The following is a 15,428-nucleotide window of genomic DNA, read 5'->3' on the forward strand; positions in this document are numbered from 1 at the left end:
ATTACTTCATTTAAAAAACTAATGACTGTTAGTTTTTTTGATTTAATTTTGTTGACGCTCCAAACATTAACACCATGAATTACACCCCTTTACATAAAGTCCGCATCGTCACTGCCGCAGCCCTCTTTGACGGCCACGACGCCGCCATCAACATCATGCGGCGGCTGCTGCAATCAAAGGGAGCGGAGATCATCCACCTGGGGCACAACCGCTCCGTGGCGGAGATCGTCGAATGCGCCATCGAAGAAGACGTGCAGGGCATCGCCATCACCTCCTACCAGGGCGGCCACCTTGAATTCTTCAAATACATGAAAGACCTCCTGGACCAAAACGGCTGTGGGCACATCCGCCTCTTTGGCGGCGGCGGCGGCACCATCCTTCCCCAGGAGATCCACGAGCTGCAGCAATATGGCATCACCCGCATCTATTCTCCCGATGACGGCCGCCGGATGGGATTGGAAGGAATGATCGAGGACGTCATCAAACAATGTGATTTCCCCCTCAATGGCAACCCGGCGAACTTTAAAGGCGAAATGAAGCTGGGGGAATGGAAAGACATAAGAAAGATCGCCAGGGCCATTTCCAACGCTGAGAACGGGACCCAAGGCAATCCCACCGCAGTACCAGCCGACGCACCGCTGGTCGTTGGCATCACAGGCACAGGAGGAGCAGGCAAATCATCCGTCACCGACGAGCTGGTCAGACGCTATCTCCATACCTTCACGGACAAGACCATCGCCGTCATCTCCGTCGACCCTTCGAAGAAAAAGACAGGCGGCGCGCTGCTGGGAGACAGGATCCGTATGAATGCCGTCGCCGGACCCCGCTGCTATATGCGCAGCCTGGCAACCCGGGACAGCGACAAAGCCCTCAGCGCCCATGTACAGGAAGCCATCGACATCTGCAAACAGGCCGGCTATGACCTCATCCTCCTGGAATCCGCCGGGGTGGGCCAGAGCGACGCGTCCATCCTGGATCACGTCAACCTGAGCATCTACGTGATGACCCCCGAGTACGGGGCCGCCTCCCAATTGGAAAAGATCAACATGCTGGACTATGCCGACCTGGTCGTGCTCAATAAGTTCGACAAGGCCGGCGCAAAAGACGCCCTCCATGACATCCGCAAACAATACAAACGCAATCACGGCCTCTGGAATGCCAGGGACGGGGAATTGCCCGTGATAGGGACCATCGCATCGCAATTCAATGACGCCGGCGTCAACGAGCTTTTCGAAAAGCTTATGGGACTGGTAAACCAGAAAGCATCCGGAAAATTCACCGCCGTCGAATTACACCCGCATCTGAAAGATACGGCCACCCAATCTACCATCATCCCCCCTTCCAGGGTCCGCTATCTCTCCGAGATCAGCGCCCAGGTAAGGGAGTACAATAAGCTGACGGACGAACAGGCCGCCGTCGCTTCCAAACTTTACAAACTCGACGGCGTGATCAAAGACCTGCCCGCCGGGTCCCCTGCCGCCCAAACACTCCAGGATCAGCAAGCCAAGCTCGAAAAACAGCTCTTCCCCGTCTGTAAAAAGCTCATCGACGAATGGGAAGATACCAAGGCTCGTTATCAAAAGGAGTTCTTCGAATACGATGTAAGGGGAAAGATCATCCGGCAGCCCTTGTACACCGAATCGCTCTCTCACCTCCCCATACCCAAGATCGCCGTACCGCGTTACCATGACTGGGGAGATATCCTGCGCTGGCGGCTCCAGGAGAACTTTCCCGGAAAATATCCTTTCACGGCCGGCAGCTTTCCCCTGAAAAGGGTAGAAGAAGATCCCACCCGGATGTTTGCAGGAGAAGGAGGACCGGAACGCACCAACAAACGGTTCCACTACGTTTCCGTCGATCAACCCGCCAAACGTCTCAGCACGGCTTTCGACTCCGTCACCCTGTACGGCGAAGACCCCGACCCCCGGCCGGACATCTATGGCAAAGTTGGCAACGCAGGCGTCAGCATCGCTACGGTGGACGACGCAAAAAAACTGTACAGCGGCTTTGACCTTTGTGATCCACGTACGTCGGTGAGCATGACCATCAATGGCCCTGCGCCTATATTGTTAGCCTTCTTCATGAATGCTGCCATCGACCAGCGATGTGAAAAATACCTGGACAGCATCAGTGGATGGGAATCAGCAGAAGCCATCATCCGGAAAAAGTATGAGAAGACCGGCAAACCCATCTACTACAATCCGTCCCATCCGGGCCGGCTTCCCGAAGGCAACAATGGCCTGGGCTTAAGACTATTGGGAATGAGTGCCGATGAGGTCCTGCCTCCCGAAGTCTACAGCAAAATAAAGGCGGAAGCCCTGGCCCAGGTGAGAGGTACTGTGCAAGCCGACATCCTGAAGGAAGATCAGGCGCAGAACACCTGTATCTTCAGCACCGAGTTCGCGCTCCGGCTGATGGGAGACGTACAGGCTTATTTCATCGAAAAAGACGTCCGTAACTTTTACAGCGTATCCATCAGCGGCTACCACATCGCCGAAGCCGGCGCCAACCCCATCACCCAGCTGGCCTTCACCTTGGCCAACGGGTTCACCTACGTGGAGTACTATCTTTCAAGAGGAATGGACATCGACGATTTCGCGCCCAACCTCTCGTTCTTTTTCAGCAATGGGATGGACCCTGAATACAGCGTCATCGGCCGGGTGGCAAGACGCATCTGGGCCAAAGCCATCAAACACCTTTACAAAGGCAACAGCAGGAGCCAGAAGCTGAAATACCACATACAGACCAGCGGCAGGAGCCTGCACGCCCAGGAGATCGATTTCAATGACATCCGCACCACGCTGCAAGCCCTGTATGCGATCTATGACAACTGCAACTCCCTTCACACCAATGCCTATGACGAAGCCATTACCACTCCCACCGAAGAAAGCGTGCGCAGGGCAATGGCCATCCAGCTCATTATCAACCGCGAGCTGGGCAGCGCAAGAACGGAGAACTTCACACAAGGCAGCTTTGCCATGGAAGCGCTCACCGACCTGGTAGAAGCAGCCGTTATGACCGAATTCGACAAGCTGACGGACAGGGGAGGAGTGCTGGGCGCGATGGAAAGAATGTACCAGCGTAACAAGATACAGGAAGAAAGCCTCTACTATGAAAGCCTGAAGCACAGCGGCGAGCTGCCGATCATCGGCGTAAATACTTTCCTGAATAAAAAAGGATCGCCTACCATGCTGCCGGGAGAGGTTATCCGCAGCACCACGGAGGAAAAGGACCAGCAGATCCACAACCTCCGGTCCTTCCGCAAAAGGAATGAAGAAAACAGCGGAATGATGCTCAAAAGACTAAAAGAAGCCGCCGTCAATAACGGGAATTTATTTACGGAACTAATGGAGACCGTGAAATATTGCAGCCTGGGCCAGATCACCCATGCCCTTTATGAAGTTGGTGGCCAATACCGCCGCAATATGTAACTTTACGCCGGTCAAAATTCACCAGCATGGCAAATAACCTGAGGATCCCTGTCGCATTCAAAAATGATAAGACACTTTCATCCACCATCCTGGCCGGCGACGTCGGAGGCACAAAAACCAATATAGCGCTGTACAAGATTGAGAACGGGACCTTCACCCTGCAAAAGGAAAAAAGATACCCTTCGAAAGATTACCGTTCCCTGGAAGATATTATCCATGATTTCTCCGGCGGCGCATTGCCCGATCGTATATGCGCGGCCGTGGCCGGACCAGTGATCAAAGGCAAGAGCAAATTAACCAACCTCTCCTGGAACCTCGATAGCGAAGCCCTCAGCGGATCTTTACAACGACCCGTCGCCTTTATCAATGACCTGGAGGCGACAGCCTACGGACTGGCAGGCCTGCAGGAAAACGAACGGGCCCTCATTGCACCCGGAGATGCGGCAGCCAGTGGCAACATCGCCATCATCGCCCCGGGAACAGGCCTGGGTGAAGCCGGCCTCTACTGGGATGGACAAGCCTATCATCCTTTCGCCACGGAAGGAGGGCACAGTGACTTCGCCCCACGCAATGAAACAGATATCGAGCTGTTCCGTTATCTGCAGCAACAGTTCGGACATGTCAGCTGGGAACGGGTGGTTTCAGGCATGGGCATCAAAACCCTCTACCATTTCTGCACCGAAGCAAAGAGAGAAATGGTTCCCGAATGGCTGACAAAAAGAATGGCGACGGAAGACCCTGCAGCCGTCATCAGCCAGGCGGCCTTGCATCACGAAGACCCCGTATGCGCTGAAGTGATGGACCTCTTCGTTCGCTTCCTTGCCACGGAAGCTTCCAGCCTGGTGCTGAAGATGATGGCCACGGGCGGGCTATACCTTGCCGGCGGCATTCCCCCGAAGATCTTACCGCTCCTTCAAAACGAAAACTGGGAAAAGAACTTCGACAACAACGGACGTATGCACGACCTCTCGGAAAAAGTTCCCGTATATGTCGTTCTAAACGATAAGATGGCTTTAATGGGTGCTGCATATTATGGCGCCTATAATATGTGAAAAAAACCTATATTTACGCCGTCTGATATTTCTCATTATTCTTCCTCTTTCCGCCTGACCCGGCGTTAACGCCTTCGCATACCCACATCCAGCCTTCGCAGCTAACCATTTTTGCTCACTTTTCAAACCTTCACAAAATGGAACCATTTTTGTCGATGATCCTATTATGGCCCTGTAACTTCAATCCCAGGGGATGGGCCTTCTGCCAGGGACAGCTGCTGTCCATTGCACAAAACACCGCTCTCTTCTCCTTGTTGGGCACCATTTATGGCGGCAATGGCCAGACCACTTTTGCCTTGCCGGACTTCAGAGGCCGTGTGCCGGTGGGCGTAGGCCAGGCCCCGGGCGCCAGCATGTATGACCTTGGCCAGGTAGGCGGCACGGAGTCCACAACACTCACGATCAATCAAATGCCTGCGCATACCCATGCTGTTGCAGTTACCCTGACGGTCAAGGCGTCTAATGCGCAGGCCACCGACAGCGCGCCCACTGCCACCGTCAATACGCCGGCGGCGCCTTACGATACGCTGAATGCCAGCGCCATCGCCGGTTACAACAACCAGGCTCCGAATACGGCGCTGAATATTGGCGGCGGCGCCGCTTCTGGCGTCACTGCCGTTGCGGGAGCCAGCCAGCCGGTGACCATCATGCAATCTTACCTGGCCGTGAATTATATCATCGCCCTCCAGGGCATATTCCCGTCCCGTGATTGATATTCTGGCGGCTTCAGGTATAAGTATGCCCAAAAACCAACAGCTGAAACTGGGATGGCTATTCCCTTACTCGGGTATTTTCACGCACCTGAAAAAGGATCTTCAGCAGGGGTTGGCCCTGGGTTGGGGTGACGGGCGCGGGGACATCGTTCTCGCCCCTCACCCGGCCTTCATCCAGACAGGAAGTCTCAGGGACACGGAAGATGCCCTGAAAAAACTATTGCTCTATGACGAGGTGGACCTGGTGATGGGGGTTGTCAGCACTAAAGTTGCCCGCAGCATTATACCGCTGTTGGAGCAGCGGCGGACCCCTCTCCTCTTGCTGAACCTGGGAGCCGATATCCCTACCAGCGACCTGCAGTCCCCCTATCTGCTGTACAACAGCCTGCATCTCTGGAAAAGTCAATGGGCAATAGGTAGATGGGCGCAAAAGAAATACGGAGGGGAGCCGGCTATCAATCTGTCCATATATGAGGCCGGTTACAGCCTCCATGAGACTTTTAAGGCGGGCGTAGCAGCCGCCGGGGCCGAAACGGTAAAACTGAACATCGTCAAAAACTTTGCTCCTTTGCCGGACGTGAGACCACTTATTCAATACCTCATTGCACAACAACCCGCCCACGCCCATGCGCTGTTGTCGGGAAAAGAAGGAGAGCTTTTTCTCCGGCTGTTCAACGAACAGGGCCTGCATTCGAAAATAGCGTTGACGGTCAACCCCTTCATCGTGGAGGATGGCTTGCCTTCCGGGATCACCGACGGCACAGCTATGCACAACGCCATCACCTGGTCCCGGGACCTGGACACTGTAGCCAACAGGCAATTTGTAGAAGGATACCAGGCACGCTTTGATGAATACCCCCATGCTTTTACCCTATTGGCTTATGAGGCGGGACTTGCATTGGCCGCCGCCGTTCAGACCATCCCCGGAAAGATCGACGGCGCCAGCCTGGCCAATGCCCTGGAAAATGCCCGGCCGACCGGCCCCCGGGGCAAGCTTAGCCTTTCCACCCGCCCCCTTCAAACGCAAATGCCCGTGTATATAAGGCAGTCCGTCATCGCCCCTGCAGCTGACCAGCATCCTAACAAGATCATTGAAATATTGACCGGAATAGAATGGAATGCCCCTTCTCTCATCACCCAACAGCCCTTTTCCAGTGGTTGGCAAAACCCTTACTTGTGTGTTTGACAAAAATGAAACAACATGAAACCATCATTTCACCTGATCCTCGCCGTCAGCCTCCTGATGGCGCATACCTGCTACGCGACAGCTCCTTCCATAGGCACCACGAATTTCAACTCCCTGACGACAGGAGCACTTTTTGCAGGCGCGTCTTCCCCCGCAACAGCCTCGAATGTTGGCTCCCTGGGCTGGAATTTTACATTGTCTACCGACGGGGGATTTATATCGGCATCCATAAGTTCAGCCGGCGTCACGGGGGCAAGTGATGTTTGCATCCGGATGAACCGGTCGACATTGGGCTTCGCCGTCACAAGTTTGGCTACCCTTAGTAATGACGGCTCCGCATTTAAGCTGAACCATGCTTATCTCAAGGTCAACCTTTTTTCCGGTGCCTCCGCAGACATGACGCTCACTGGTTATCGCAACGGCACAGCCGTGACGGGCGCCATCAAAACCATTACGGGCATCACCACTAGCACCTGGACAAACTTCGATGTCAGCGCCATAGCCGCCTTCAGCAATGTCACGGAATTCAGGTTCACCCAGGCAGGCAGCACCAGCGCAGTCGTCAGCTTCGCCGTGATCGATGAAATAGATATATCCGCGGCCGTCCCCCTTCCCCTTACCCTTGACCTTTTCAGCGGACAGCGCCAGGACAACACCGTCCTCCTGCATTGGACCACGCTACTGGAACAAAATACAGCCTGGTTCGAGATACAACGTGCGGCAGACGCAACAAATTACGAAGCAGTAGGAAAAGTCCGGGCATCCGGTAACAGCAGATCCCCGGTGAACTATGCGTTCGTCGACGACCTCCCCGCACCTGCAGCCCCCAGGTATTTTTATCGCCTGAAAATGGCAGACATGGATGGCCGTTTTACCTATAGCCCCATCATCAGCATCGGCGTTCCTTCCGGCGCCCTTGATCTCACCGCCTACCCCAATCCCATGACAAACACCACGACGCTGACCGTCCCCTCCAACACCCCGGCCATCGCCCTGCTCACGGTGACGGATATGTATGGACGAAAGATACTCGTCCGATCGGTGCATCTCCAAAAAGGGAATAATATATTACCGCTGCTCTTTTTCCAGGGCCTTGGAAAAGGCATCTACCAGCTGAGCCTTGCCACACATGAAAAAACAGGAACCGTCCGCTTGCTGAAGACCGACTAATCATACAGTACCTGGCATTTTTCACAATAAAAGGCCCGGCGTTGCCGCTTCCCCAGTTTGGCTACTTTCACCAGTGGGTTGCCGTCCCGGGGGCAGATCTTTTTGGTATGCGCCAGCCAATGCTTTCTCAATTCAAACGCTTTTTTCCATCGCAGGAAATCAAAACTGTAATTCCGGGCCTCTTTTATCATCTCCGTCAGCTTGCGGGGCGGTAAGGCGCCTACCTTGCTCAGCGGATGAACACGGATGCGAAAGAGCACTTCATTCTTGATGATATTGCCTACCCCTGCAAAAACATCCTGGTCCAGCAAAGCGTCGCAGACCAACGAATCCGGCATCTCTTTTAATTTTTTCCGGGCCTTGCGGGGATCCCATTGATCGTTCATCACATCGGCGCTCCAGTCATAGACCTCATCGGCAGCAGCTTCCAGCAGCTTCACCGAGCAGGCATAAAAATACAGGGCGCCCCTTGCAAAGCGGAGGCATAGCCGGGGATGGGCCTTCGTCTTTTCATCAATGCTGTAAGACCCGAAAAGCATAAAATGTATGCGGATCGTTTGTTCCGGCAGGCAGATAAGAAAATGCTTGCCCCAGCTCCTGAGATCAACCACTTTCCGGCCTGCCAGCAATGTCTTATCTATCGTTTTTGTATTGCCGGTGACCTCCAGTATTTTCTTCCCTTTAAAACCTTGCACCTGCTCTTTTAAAATGACAATGGATGGACCTTCCGGCATAAAACATATTATTTTTGGAAGTAATGCAAAAGCCAGACCCGGGACATTCGTTCGAATACTACAATCATCTAAGGTTTCGATACAGGGCAGCCCTAAATAAAACCATTAAAAATTTAAATCGCGACACGGGGAAAAAATCTAAGCGATGATCGCGCCTTAATTTTAGGGCCTTATCTCTTAGATCACGGTTAAAGGAATTCTGATTATGTTTGACACCCCTGAACAAAAGGCGCAAAAGGCCAGGGCATTGAAAAAATTAATGTCCAAATGGTTGTCCGTACAGGCCACGGAAGGCAAAGCGAACGTATTGATTGCTAAAAATCCGGAAATAAAGCCGGTAAGGCGACAGCGGAAGACCTCTTCCAGGTGATAGGTATCCGTCGAACAGACGCAATCTCAGAACATACGCAGCTGCTGGACCCTGGATCGACCCGCAGGCGGTCGTGCTTTGCCAAAAACGGTCCTTCCCCCATGCATCCAGGACTCGTCCCGTTCTTTTTCTATGAGCTGGTCGAGCCCCCCGGTAGGCGTAAAATCCTTTTCTGCCTTACGCGCCAGCTCACTTAGCTGCCGGATCGCCTCTTTCTTATCGGACTGCCCGACCTTTGCTTTATGCACAGCCGTCTGCAAAATGCTGATCGTCTCGTCATATACTTTTATAGGCACGGGAAAGGGATGACCATCCTTCCCTCCATGCGCAAATGCAAACCGCGCAGGGTCCCTGAACCGCACAGGCGTTCCATGGATCACTTCGCTCACCAATGCCAGTGATTGCAACGTACGCGGTCCGACGCCTTCCAGCAACAATAGTTCTTCGAAATCGGAAGGCTGCTTTTCATGGGCCAGCCATAATACGGCGCCCAGTCTTTTCAGGTCCACATCTTCTGTACGAACGTCATGATGCGAAGGCATTACCAGCTGCTGTATATCCTGCATCATATGCTCCGGCTTCTCCCGGCTGATGGTAAGCACGCCATTACGGGCAGGGTTGGCCGCCGTATCCGCCATGTTGAGGATCATGCCCTGGTTAGCCCCGCAAATGGCAGTATGAGGGCCATTTACAAATGAAGCGAGATTGGCCGAATGCCAGTGGTAGCGCCTGGCCATCGAATTGCCTTCGCTCATCCCCTGCTGGATCACCGTCCACTGCCCCTCATCGCTGAGGACAAAACTGTGCATGTACAATTGAAACCCGTCCTGAACGGCCGTATTATCAACTTTCGCGCTCAGCTTGCTGCATCTCACCAACGCATCGCCATCCAGACCCGTGCTTTCGCAGACTTTCCGTATCTCCTCCGGCGCCTGCCGCGAAAATTTTCCCTTTCCCCCGCAGATATAGATCCCCAGTTCCCGCGAGTGCGGGTTGATAGCCCTCTTTAAAGCGCCCATCACCGAAGTGGTAACGCCGGAAGAATGCCAGTCCATACCCATGACGGCGCCAAGGCTCTGGAACCAAAAAGGATCGCTGAGCCGCCGGATCACCTCCGTCTTGCCATAATCGGCGATCAATGCTTCCGTAATGGCCAGCCCCAGCTTGGCCATACGTTCGGACAACCAGGTTGGAACATAGCCATAATGTAAGGGAAGATCTGCGGCGCCCGAGCGTTTCATACTAACGAAATTAGCAAATTATGGGCAATAATCCACACCCCCAAAAGATCAATCTCACCCCTGGTGAGCGGTCGAATGGCTATAGGCCACAGGGGAATGCTGCCCTTCCTTCACCTCTTCGATGGTTTTCCTGTTAAAAGCTTCCAGGTCCCTGGGCGTACGGCTGGTCACCAGCCCATTGTCGGTGACGACCTCCTTGTCAACCCAAAGCACGCCCGCATTTTGCAGGTCGGTACGCAAAGAAGGATAGGAGGTCATATTCCTTCCTTCTATCAGACCCGTCTCTATCAGCAATTGAGGTCCATGACAGATAGCCGCCACCGGCTTGCCGCTCTCCAGGAAATGTTGCGCGAATTCCACAGCTTTCTTATTCAGCCGCAGCTGATCGGGATTCAATACCCCTCCGGGAAGGACAAGGGCATCAAAATCCTCCGCCTGCGCACTCTCCAGCTGAATATCCACCGGTAGCTCAATGGACCAGTGATCATGGTCCCAGGCCTTCACTTTTTCTTTCTGCGGCGAAACGATCTTCACCTCGGCGCCGGCTTCCTCCAAAGCCTTTTTGGGACTGGTAAGCTCTACTTCTTCAAAGCCGTTCTCCGTGAGGATAGCGACCTTCTTGCCTGATAATGTTGCCATACCTATATATTTTTCAGACACCGCCTCAAAAAGGATACCATGCCGGCAGCCAGGAGGGCGGCCACATCCACCGGTGTAAAACGTCAAATGACCTATATTTGGGGGACTGGGAGGATCCTGGTACGTTCTGGCCTGCCCTTTGCTCAAACCCTCCCTGTCAATCACCAACAACTGTAACTAAACCCCGGTCGATATGTGGAAACGCAAGGCGGCTGTCTTATCATTGATCTTTTTTGCTGGTATCCATCCCTCAGGAGCCCAGACAGTGACGACGGATACTGCCTTGCAAAACCTTCCCGCCCGGTGGGACCTGCAGAATTGCCTGGAGTACGCCATTAAGAATAATATCACCATTAATACTTTCCGCCTCCAGCAGGCATCCGCACAGCAGGACCTGCTCGGCGCAAAAGCCGCGATGGAACCCGACCTGGCTGGCGCCGCATCCGGCTACCTGACCTATCGCAAACAGGCCAACGGCTCCGGCGGCTATGGCGGCAGGAAAGTCACCGAGAATGGTAATTATAGCCTCAATTCATCCATCATCGTTTACCAGGGTGGGTACCTGCGCAATAATATCCGGGAAAAACAGCTGCTGACACAGACGGCCGGACTTGACATCCTGCAGCAGGAAAATGACCTTACGCTCAACGTTACCCAGGCTTTCCTGAATATCCTGCTGGCAAAAGAAAACATCATCTACCTTCAGGACCTGGTGAACACCTCGGCCGAACAGGTGAAACAGGCCCGGCAGAAATATGATGTCGGTACCATCGCCCTCAAAGACCTGGCTCAGCTGCAGGCGCAGAATGCCAATGATAAATATTCGCTGGTCACCGCGCAGAACACCCACAGGCAAAACATCATCTCGCTCAAGCAATTGCTGCAACTGCCTTCGGCAGTGGAGTTTCAGGTGCAGGAGCCGGATACGCTGATATCCAAAGCGCTGGTGCCTGACCTGCGCGAAGTCCAGCAGCAAGCCCTGGCAGTCAGGCCGGAAGTAAAGATCGGCGATATCAATGTTGACATTGCACGCACAGACCTGCAGCTGGCAAAGTCCGGATTTCGCCCCACCCTTACAGGCTCCGGCTCCATCGGAGCCAACCATTCCGGAGGTGATCCGGGCATTCTTCAACAGCTGGACAATAGCTTCTATCAGCAGATAGGCCTTTCCCTCTCCATCCCCATCTTCACCCGCAGGGTCGTTCGTACCAACGTGGAAAAAGCGCGGATCCAGATCGACCAGGCGCAGCTGGATCAAAAGAACATTAAGAATAACCTGAGCCTCCAGGTAGAACAGGCCTATGTGAATGTAGTCAACGCCCAGGGACAATACGACGCGGCGGTGGAACAGCTGACGGCGACAAAAGAAAGCTACCGCATCGCCAACGAGCAGCTGAAAGTGGGCGCCATCGCCACCGTCGACTACCTTATTCAGAAGAACCTCTATACGCAAGCATATCAGCAATACGTGCAGGCCAAATACAATGCGGCGCTCACCATCCGGATCTATGATTTTTACAGGGGAGTGCCGATTAAATTATAACGAATATGAACAAACGCGGTATCATCATTATCATTATCCTTCTCGCCGCGATCGCAGCGGTATGGCTACTCTTTTTCCGGAAGAAAGAAGCGCAGGTGGTATTGCAGACGGAAGCTCCGCAGATCGGCTATATCTCCCAAAGTGTCACGGCCACGGGGAATATCCAGCCCGTGGATACCGTGACCGTAGGCTCGCAGGTGTCCGGGATCATCAGCGCCCTGTACACGGACTTCAACGCAAAAGTTAAGAAGGGACAGCTGCTGGCGCAATTGGACAAATCCCTGTTCATGGCCGCCGTAAACCAGAATAAGGCTTCGGTACAGTCAGCCCAAAGCCAGCTCATTTACCAGCAGAGCAACTTCGGCCGGCAGGAGCTGCTGTTCAAGACCGGCGCCATCTCCAAAGCCGATTATGACAACGCCACTTATTTGCTGAATAATGCCAAAGCGCAGGTGGAGAGCGCCAAAGCCCAATTGGCCTCCTCCGAAAAAAATCTTTCCTATACGGATATCTTTTCTCCCATGGACGGGGTAATCCTGACACGCAATATCAGCGTAGGCCAGACGGTGGCGGCCAGCTTCAATACCCCTACCTTCTTCACCCTCGCCAAAGACATCACCAAAATGCAGGTGCAGGCCAACGTGGACGAGGCGGACATCGGCAACGTACAGCATGGCCAGCGCGTCACCTTCACGGTGGATGCATTCCTGGACGATGTGTTCCAGGGCTCGGTGGAAGAGATCCGCCTGAAACCCGTCACATCGGCCAATGTGGTGACCTATACCACCATCATCTTCGCCCCCAACGACGATCAGAAGCTGAAGCCGGGCATGACGGCCAATGTGACCATCTACACCAAAGAGATCGACAGCGCGCTGCTTATCTCCGCCAAAGCCTTGAAATTTGAGCCGGACGCTTCACTGGCAAAAAAATATACCATCATTGCCGACAGCTCGGCCGGCGCCAGCGGGAAAAAAAGAACCCATATGCATCGTGCTGCGTCCGGAGCGGACAGCATCACAGGCAGCGGCAAGCTGCGGAAAAGAGATACCAGCACCGCCAAGGTCAGGGACAGCTCCCGCGCACAGGCATCGGAGATAGCCCATGTCTGGGTGCTGACGGACAGTACCAGGCTGGTGCAGAAAAAGATCCGCACTGGTATCAACAACGATACACAGGTGCAGGTGCTGGAAGGATTGACACCGTCCGACGTGGTGGTCACCGGGGCCGAGCAGGTAGTCTCCGGTAAAACAGGCGCCGCCGCGAAAAGTCCTTTCATGCCCGCAAGACCCACCAGACGTCCGGGAGGCCGTGGAGTAAGATGAGCAACGCGATCCTATCCATACAGAACATTCGCCGTGAGTTCCAGATGGGCACGGAGGTCGTCAGGGCCCTGAAAGGCGTGTCCTTTGATGTTTTCCCCGGGGAGTTCGTCACCATCATGGGCAGCAGCGGCTCAGGTAAAACCACCCTGCTCAACACGCTCGGCTGCCTGGACAAGCCCACCGATGGCGTCTACCTGCTGGATGGCGTGGACGTGGGATCCTTGTCCCGTAACGAGCTGGCCCGCCTGCGCAACAGGAAGATCGGCTTTGTATTCCAGTCCTACAATCTCCTGGCCCGCACCAGCGCCCTGGAAAATGTAGAGCTCCCCCTCTTCTATGATTCCTCGGTCACCGCAGTCCAGCGGAGGGAACGGGCGGTCAAAGCCCTGGAATCCGTCAGGCTGGGCGACAGGCTGGACCACCTCCCCAATCAGCTGTCGGGAGGCCAGCAGCAACGGGTAGCCATCGCCCGGGCCCTGGTGAACGAGCCGGTGATGATCCTGGCCGATGAAGCCACGGGCAACCTGGACACCCGCACCAGCTACGAGATCATGGCCCTGATCCAGGAGCTCAATCAGCAACAGGGTAAGACCATCCTCTTCGTAACCCACGAGCCGGATATCGCCGCCTTCAGCAGCCGCACCGTCCTGTTGCGCGACGGGAAAGTGCAAAAGGATTTTAAGAACGAAAATGTGCGTTCCGCCCGGGAAGCGCTGGCCGCGCTGCCCGTATCGGACGATTATTAATACCAGCAGCTATGCATCCATTGAATCTCATACGGGTCGCCCTGAGAGCGCTGCAGCGGAATAAGCTCCGCGCCTTCCTCACCATGCTGGGCATCATCATCGGCGTCGCGGCGGTCATAGCGATGGTAGCCATCGGACAGGGAAGCAAACAAAGCATCCAGGAGCAGCTGTCATCTATGGGATCCAATATGATCACCGTCCAGCCAGCCAGCAACAATATGGGTATGCCCGGAGGCGTCCGCCTGGGCGCCAGCAGCCTGCAGACCCTTACCCTCGCGGACGTAAAGGCCCTGCAGAAAAAAAGCGAGTTCCTCGGCGCCGTGTCACCCGTGTCCTCCACCAATGGCCAGGCCATCAACGGGGCTAAGAACTGGCCCACTCAGCTTCAGGGCGTCTCCCCGGATTATTTCGACATTCGTAAGCTCATACTGAGAGACGGCATCATCTTCTCAGACCAGAATGTAGCCGAAGCTGCCAAGGTCTGTGTCCTGGGACAAACGGTGATCAATAACCTATTCGATCCCGGCGTCAATCCCATCGGAAAGATTATCCGGTTTGGAAAGATCCCCCTCACCGTCATCGGCGTGCTCAAGGTCAAAGGCGTGAGCAGCTTCGGACAGGACCAGGACGACGTCATCCTGGCGCCGTATACCACCGTGCAAAAAAGAATTTTAGCCACCATTTATTTCCAAAGCATCTATGCTTCCTCCACCAGTGAAGCCACCTCCGACACCGCAACCAAAGAGATCACGGAGATCCTCCGCACCTCCCACCGGCTCCGCAGCGACGAGGACGACGACTTTTCCATCCGTACCATGCAGGAGCTGCTGAACACCCTGAATTCCACCAGCCAGCTGCTCACCGTCCTGCTGACTGCCATCGCAGGCATCTCCCTCGTCATCGGCGGCATCGGCATCATGAATATCATGTACGTTTCCGTGACGGAACGCACCAAGGAAATAGGCCTCCGCATGTCCATCGGCGCCCGCGGCATCGACATCCTCATGCAATTCCTCATAGAGGCCATCGTCATCAGCGTGACCGGCGGACTCATTGGCATCGGCCTGGGCATCGTCTCCTCCCTGCTGATCACCGCCTTGCTGTCCTGGCCGACCCTGATCTCCGAATCTTCCATCGTCCTCTCCTTCCTCGTCTGCGCTATCACCGGCGTCTTTTTCGGGTATTATCCGGCGCTGAAAGCCAGCCGGCTGGATCCGATCGAGGCGTTGCGGTATGAATAGGTTTGCTGGGGCTTAGTTTTATATAGGCGTTGGAAGG

At 54.5% G+C, this 15,428-nt stretch carries 13 protein-coding genes; 10 read left to right on the forward strand and 3 right to left on the reverse strand.

Annotated elements, in window-relative coordinates:
• Nucleotides 1-74 precede the first annotated feature (74 nt).
• The 5 genes from Q4E93_RS26635 to Q4E93_RS26655 all read left to right on the forward strand — a co-directional run bounded on the left by Q4E93_RS26635 (nt 75) and on the right by Q4E93_RS26655 (nt 7,552).
• Nucleotides 75-3,431 (forward strand): methylmalonyl-CoA mutase family protein, encoded by a 3,357-nt coding sequence (locus Q4E93_RS26635; protein WP_303590571.1) that lies wholly within the window; start codon nt 75-77, stop codon nt 3,429-3,431.
• Nucleotides 3,432-3,457: 26 nt separating this feature from the next.
• A complete protein-coding gene (gene glk / locus Q4E93_RS26640) occupies nt 3,458-4,483 on the forward strand; it encodes a glucokinase (RefSeq protein WP_303590573.1) in 1,026 nt (341 codons plus the stop codon).
• 137 nt (nt 4,484-4,620) lie between these two features.
• Nucleotides 4,621-5,196: a phage tail protein gene (locus Q4E93_RS26645; RefSeq protein ID WP_303590575.1), complete on the forward strand. Its 576-nt coding sequence runs from the start codon at nt 4,621-4,623 to the stop codon at nt 5,194-5,196.
• Nucleotides 5,197-5,221: 25 nt separating this feature from the next.
• A complete protein-coding gene (locus Q4E93_RS26650; protein WP_303590577.1) occupies nt 5,222-6,382 on the forward strand; it encodes an ABC transporter substrate-binding protein in 1,161 nt (386 codons plus the stop codon).
• Nucleotides 6,383-6,397: 15 nt separating this feature from the next.
• Entirely contained in the window at nt 6,398-7,552 is a 1,155-nt protein-coding gene (locus Q4E93_RS26655; protein ID WP_303590579.1) for a T9SS type A sorting domain-containing protein, read from the forward strand.
• Here Q4E93_RS26655 and Q4E93_RS26660 read toward each other — a convergent pair.
• Entirely contained in the window at nt 7,549-8,286 is a 738-nt protein-coding gene (locus Q4E93_RS26660) for a DNA-formamidopyrimidine glycosylase family protein (RefSeq protein ID WP_303590580.1), read from the reverse strand. The genes Q4E93_RS26655 and Q4E93_RS26660 overlap by 4 nt on opposite strands.
• A gap of 205 nt (nt 8,287-8,491) precedes the next feature.
• Between Q4E93_RS26660 and Q4E93_RS26665 the strand changes: the two genes are divergently transcribed.
• Nucleotides 8,492-8,656, forward strand: coding sequence for a hypothetical protein (locus Q4E93_RS26665; RefSeq protein ID WP_303590582.1), 165 nt, complete (start codon nt 8,492-8,494; stop codon nt 8,654-8,656).
• A gap of 26 nt (nt 8,657-8,682) precedes the next feature.
• On the opposite strand, the gene Q4E93_RS26670 is transcribed toward Q4E93_RS26665, so the two are convergent.
• Together Q4E93_RS26670 and Q4E93_RS26675 are read right to left on the reverse strand one after the other, a co-directional pair.
• The gene (locus Q4E93_RS26670) at nt 8,683-9,897 is read right to left on the reverse strand and encodes a DUF763 domain-containing protein (protein WP_303590584.1); all 1,215 of its coding nucleotides are present in this window, start codon (nt 9,895-9,897) and stop codon (nt 8,683-8,685) included.
• Nucleotides 9,898-9,951: 54 nt separating this feature from the next.
• Nucleotides 9,952-10,536 (reverse strand): type 1 glutamine amidotransferase domain-containing protein, encoded by a 585-nt coding sequence (locus tag Q4E93_RS26675; RefSeq protein ID WP_303590586.1) that lies wholly within the window; start codon nt 10,534-10,536, stop codon nt 9,952-9,954.
• Nucleotides 10,537-10,729: 193 nt separating this feature from the next.
• Here Q4E93_RS26675 and Q4E93_RS26680 point away from each other — a divergent pair, with 193 nt between their 5' ends.
• Genes Q4E93_RS26680 through Q4E93_RS26695 form a run of 4 tightly spaced genes read left to right on the forward strand, consistent with a single transcriptional unit; the run spans nt 10,730 to nt 15,391 of the window.
• Nucleotides 10,730-12,079 carry a TolC family protein gene (locus tag Q4E93_RS26680; protein ID WP_303590588.1) on the forward strand — a complete coding sequence of 450 codons (1,350 nt, stop codon included), beginning with the start codon at nt 10,730-10,732 and terminating at the stop codon, nt 12,077-12,079.
• A gap of 5 nt (nt 12,080-12,084) precedes the next feature.
• Entirely contained in the window at nt 12,085-13,404 is a 1,320-nt protein-coding gene (locus tag Q4E93_RS26685) for an efflux RND transporter periplasmic adaptor subunit (protein WP_303590589.1), read from the forward strand.
• On the forward strand, nt 13,401-14,150 hold the full coding sequence (locus Q4E93_RS26690; protein ID WP_303590591.1) for an ABC transporter ATP-binding protein: 750 nt from the start codon (nt 13,401-13,403) through the stop codon (nt 14,148-14,150). The genes Q4E93_RS26685 and Q4E93_RS26690 overlap by 4 nt, the downstream gene beginning before the upstream one ends.
• An 11-nt stretch (nt 14,151-14,161) precedes the next feature.
• The gene (locus tag Q4E93_RS26695; RefSeq protein WP_303590592.1) at nt 14,162-15,391 is read left to right on the forward strand and encodes an ABC transporter permease; all 1,230 of its coding nucleotides are present in this window, start codon (nt 14,162-14,164) and stop codon (nt 15,389-15,391) included.
• Nucleotides 15,392-15,428: the final 37 nt, after the last annotated feature.

Origin of the sequence: Flavitalea plasmicola (assembly GCF_030546645.1) — a bacterium.
Lineage (GTDB): Bacteria > Bacteroidota > Bacteroidia > Chitinophagales > Chitinophagaceae > Puia.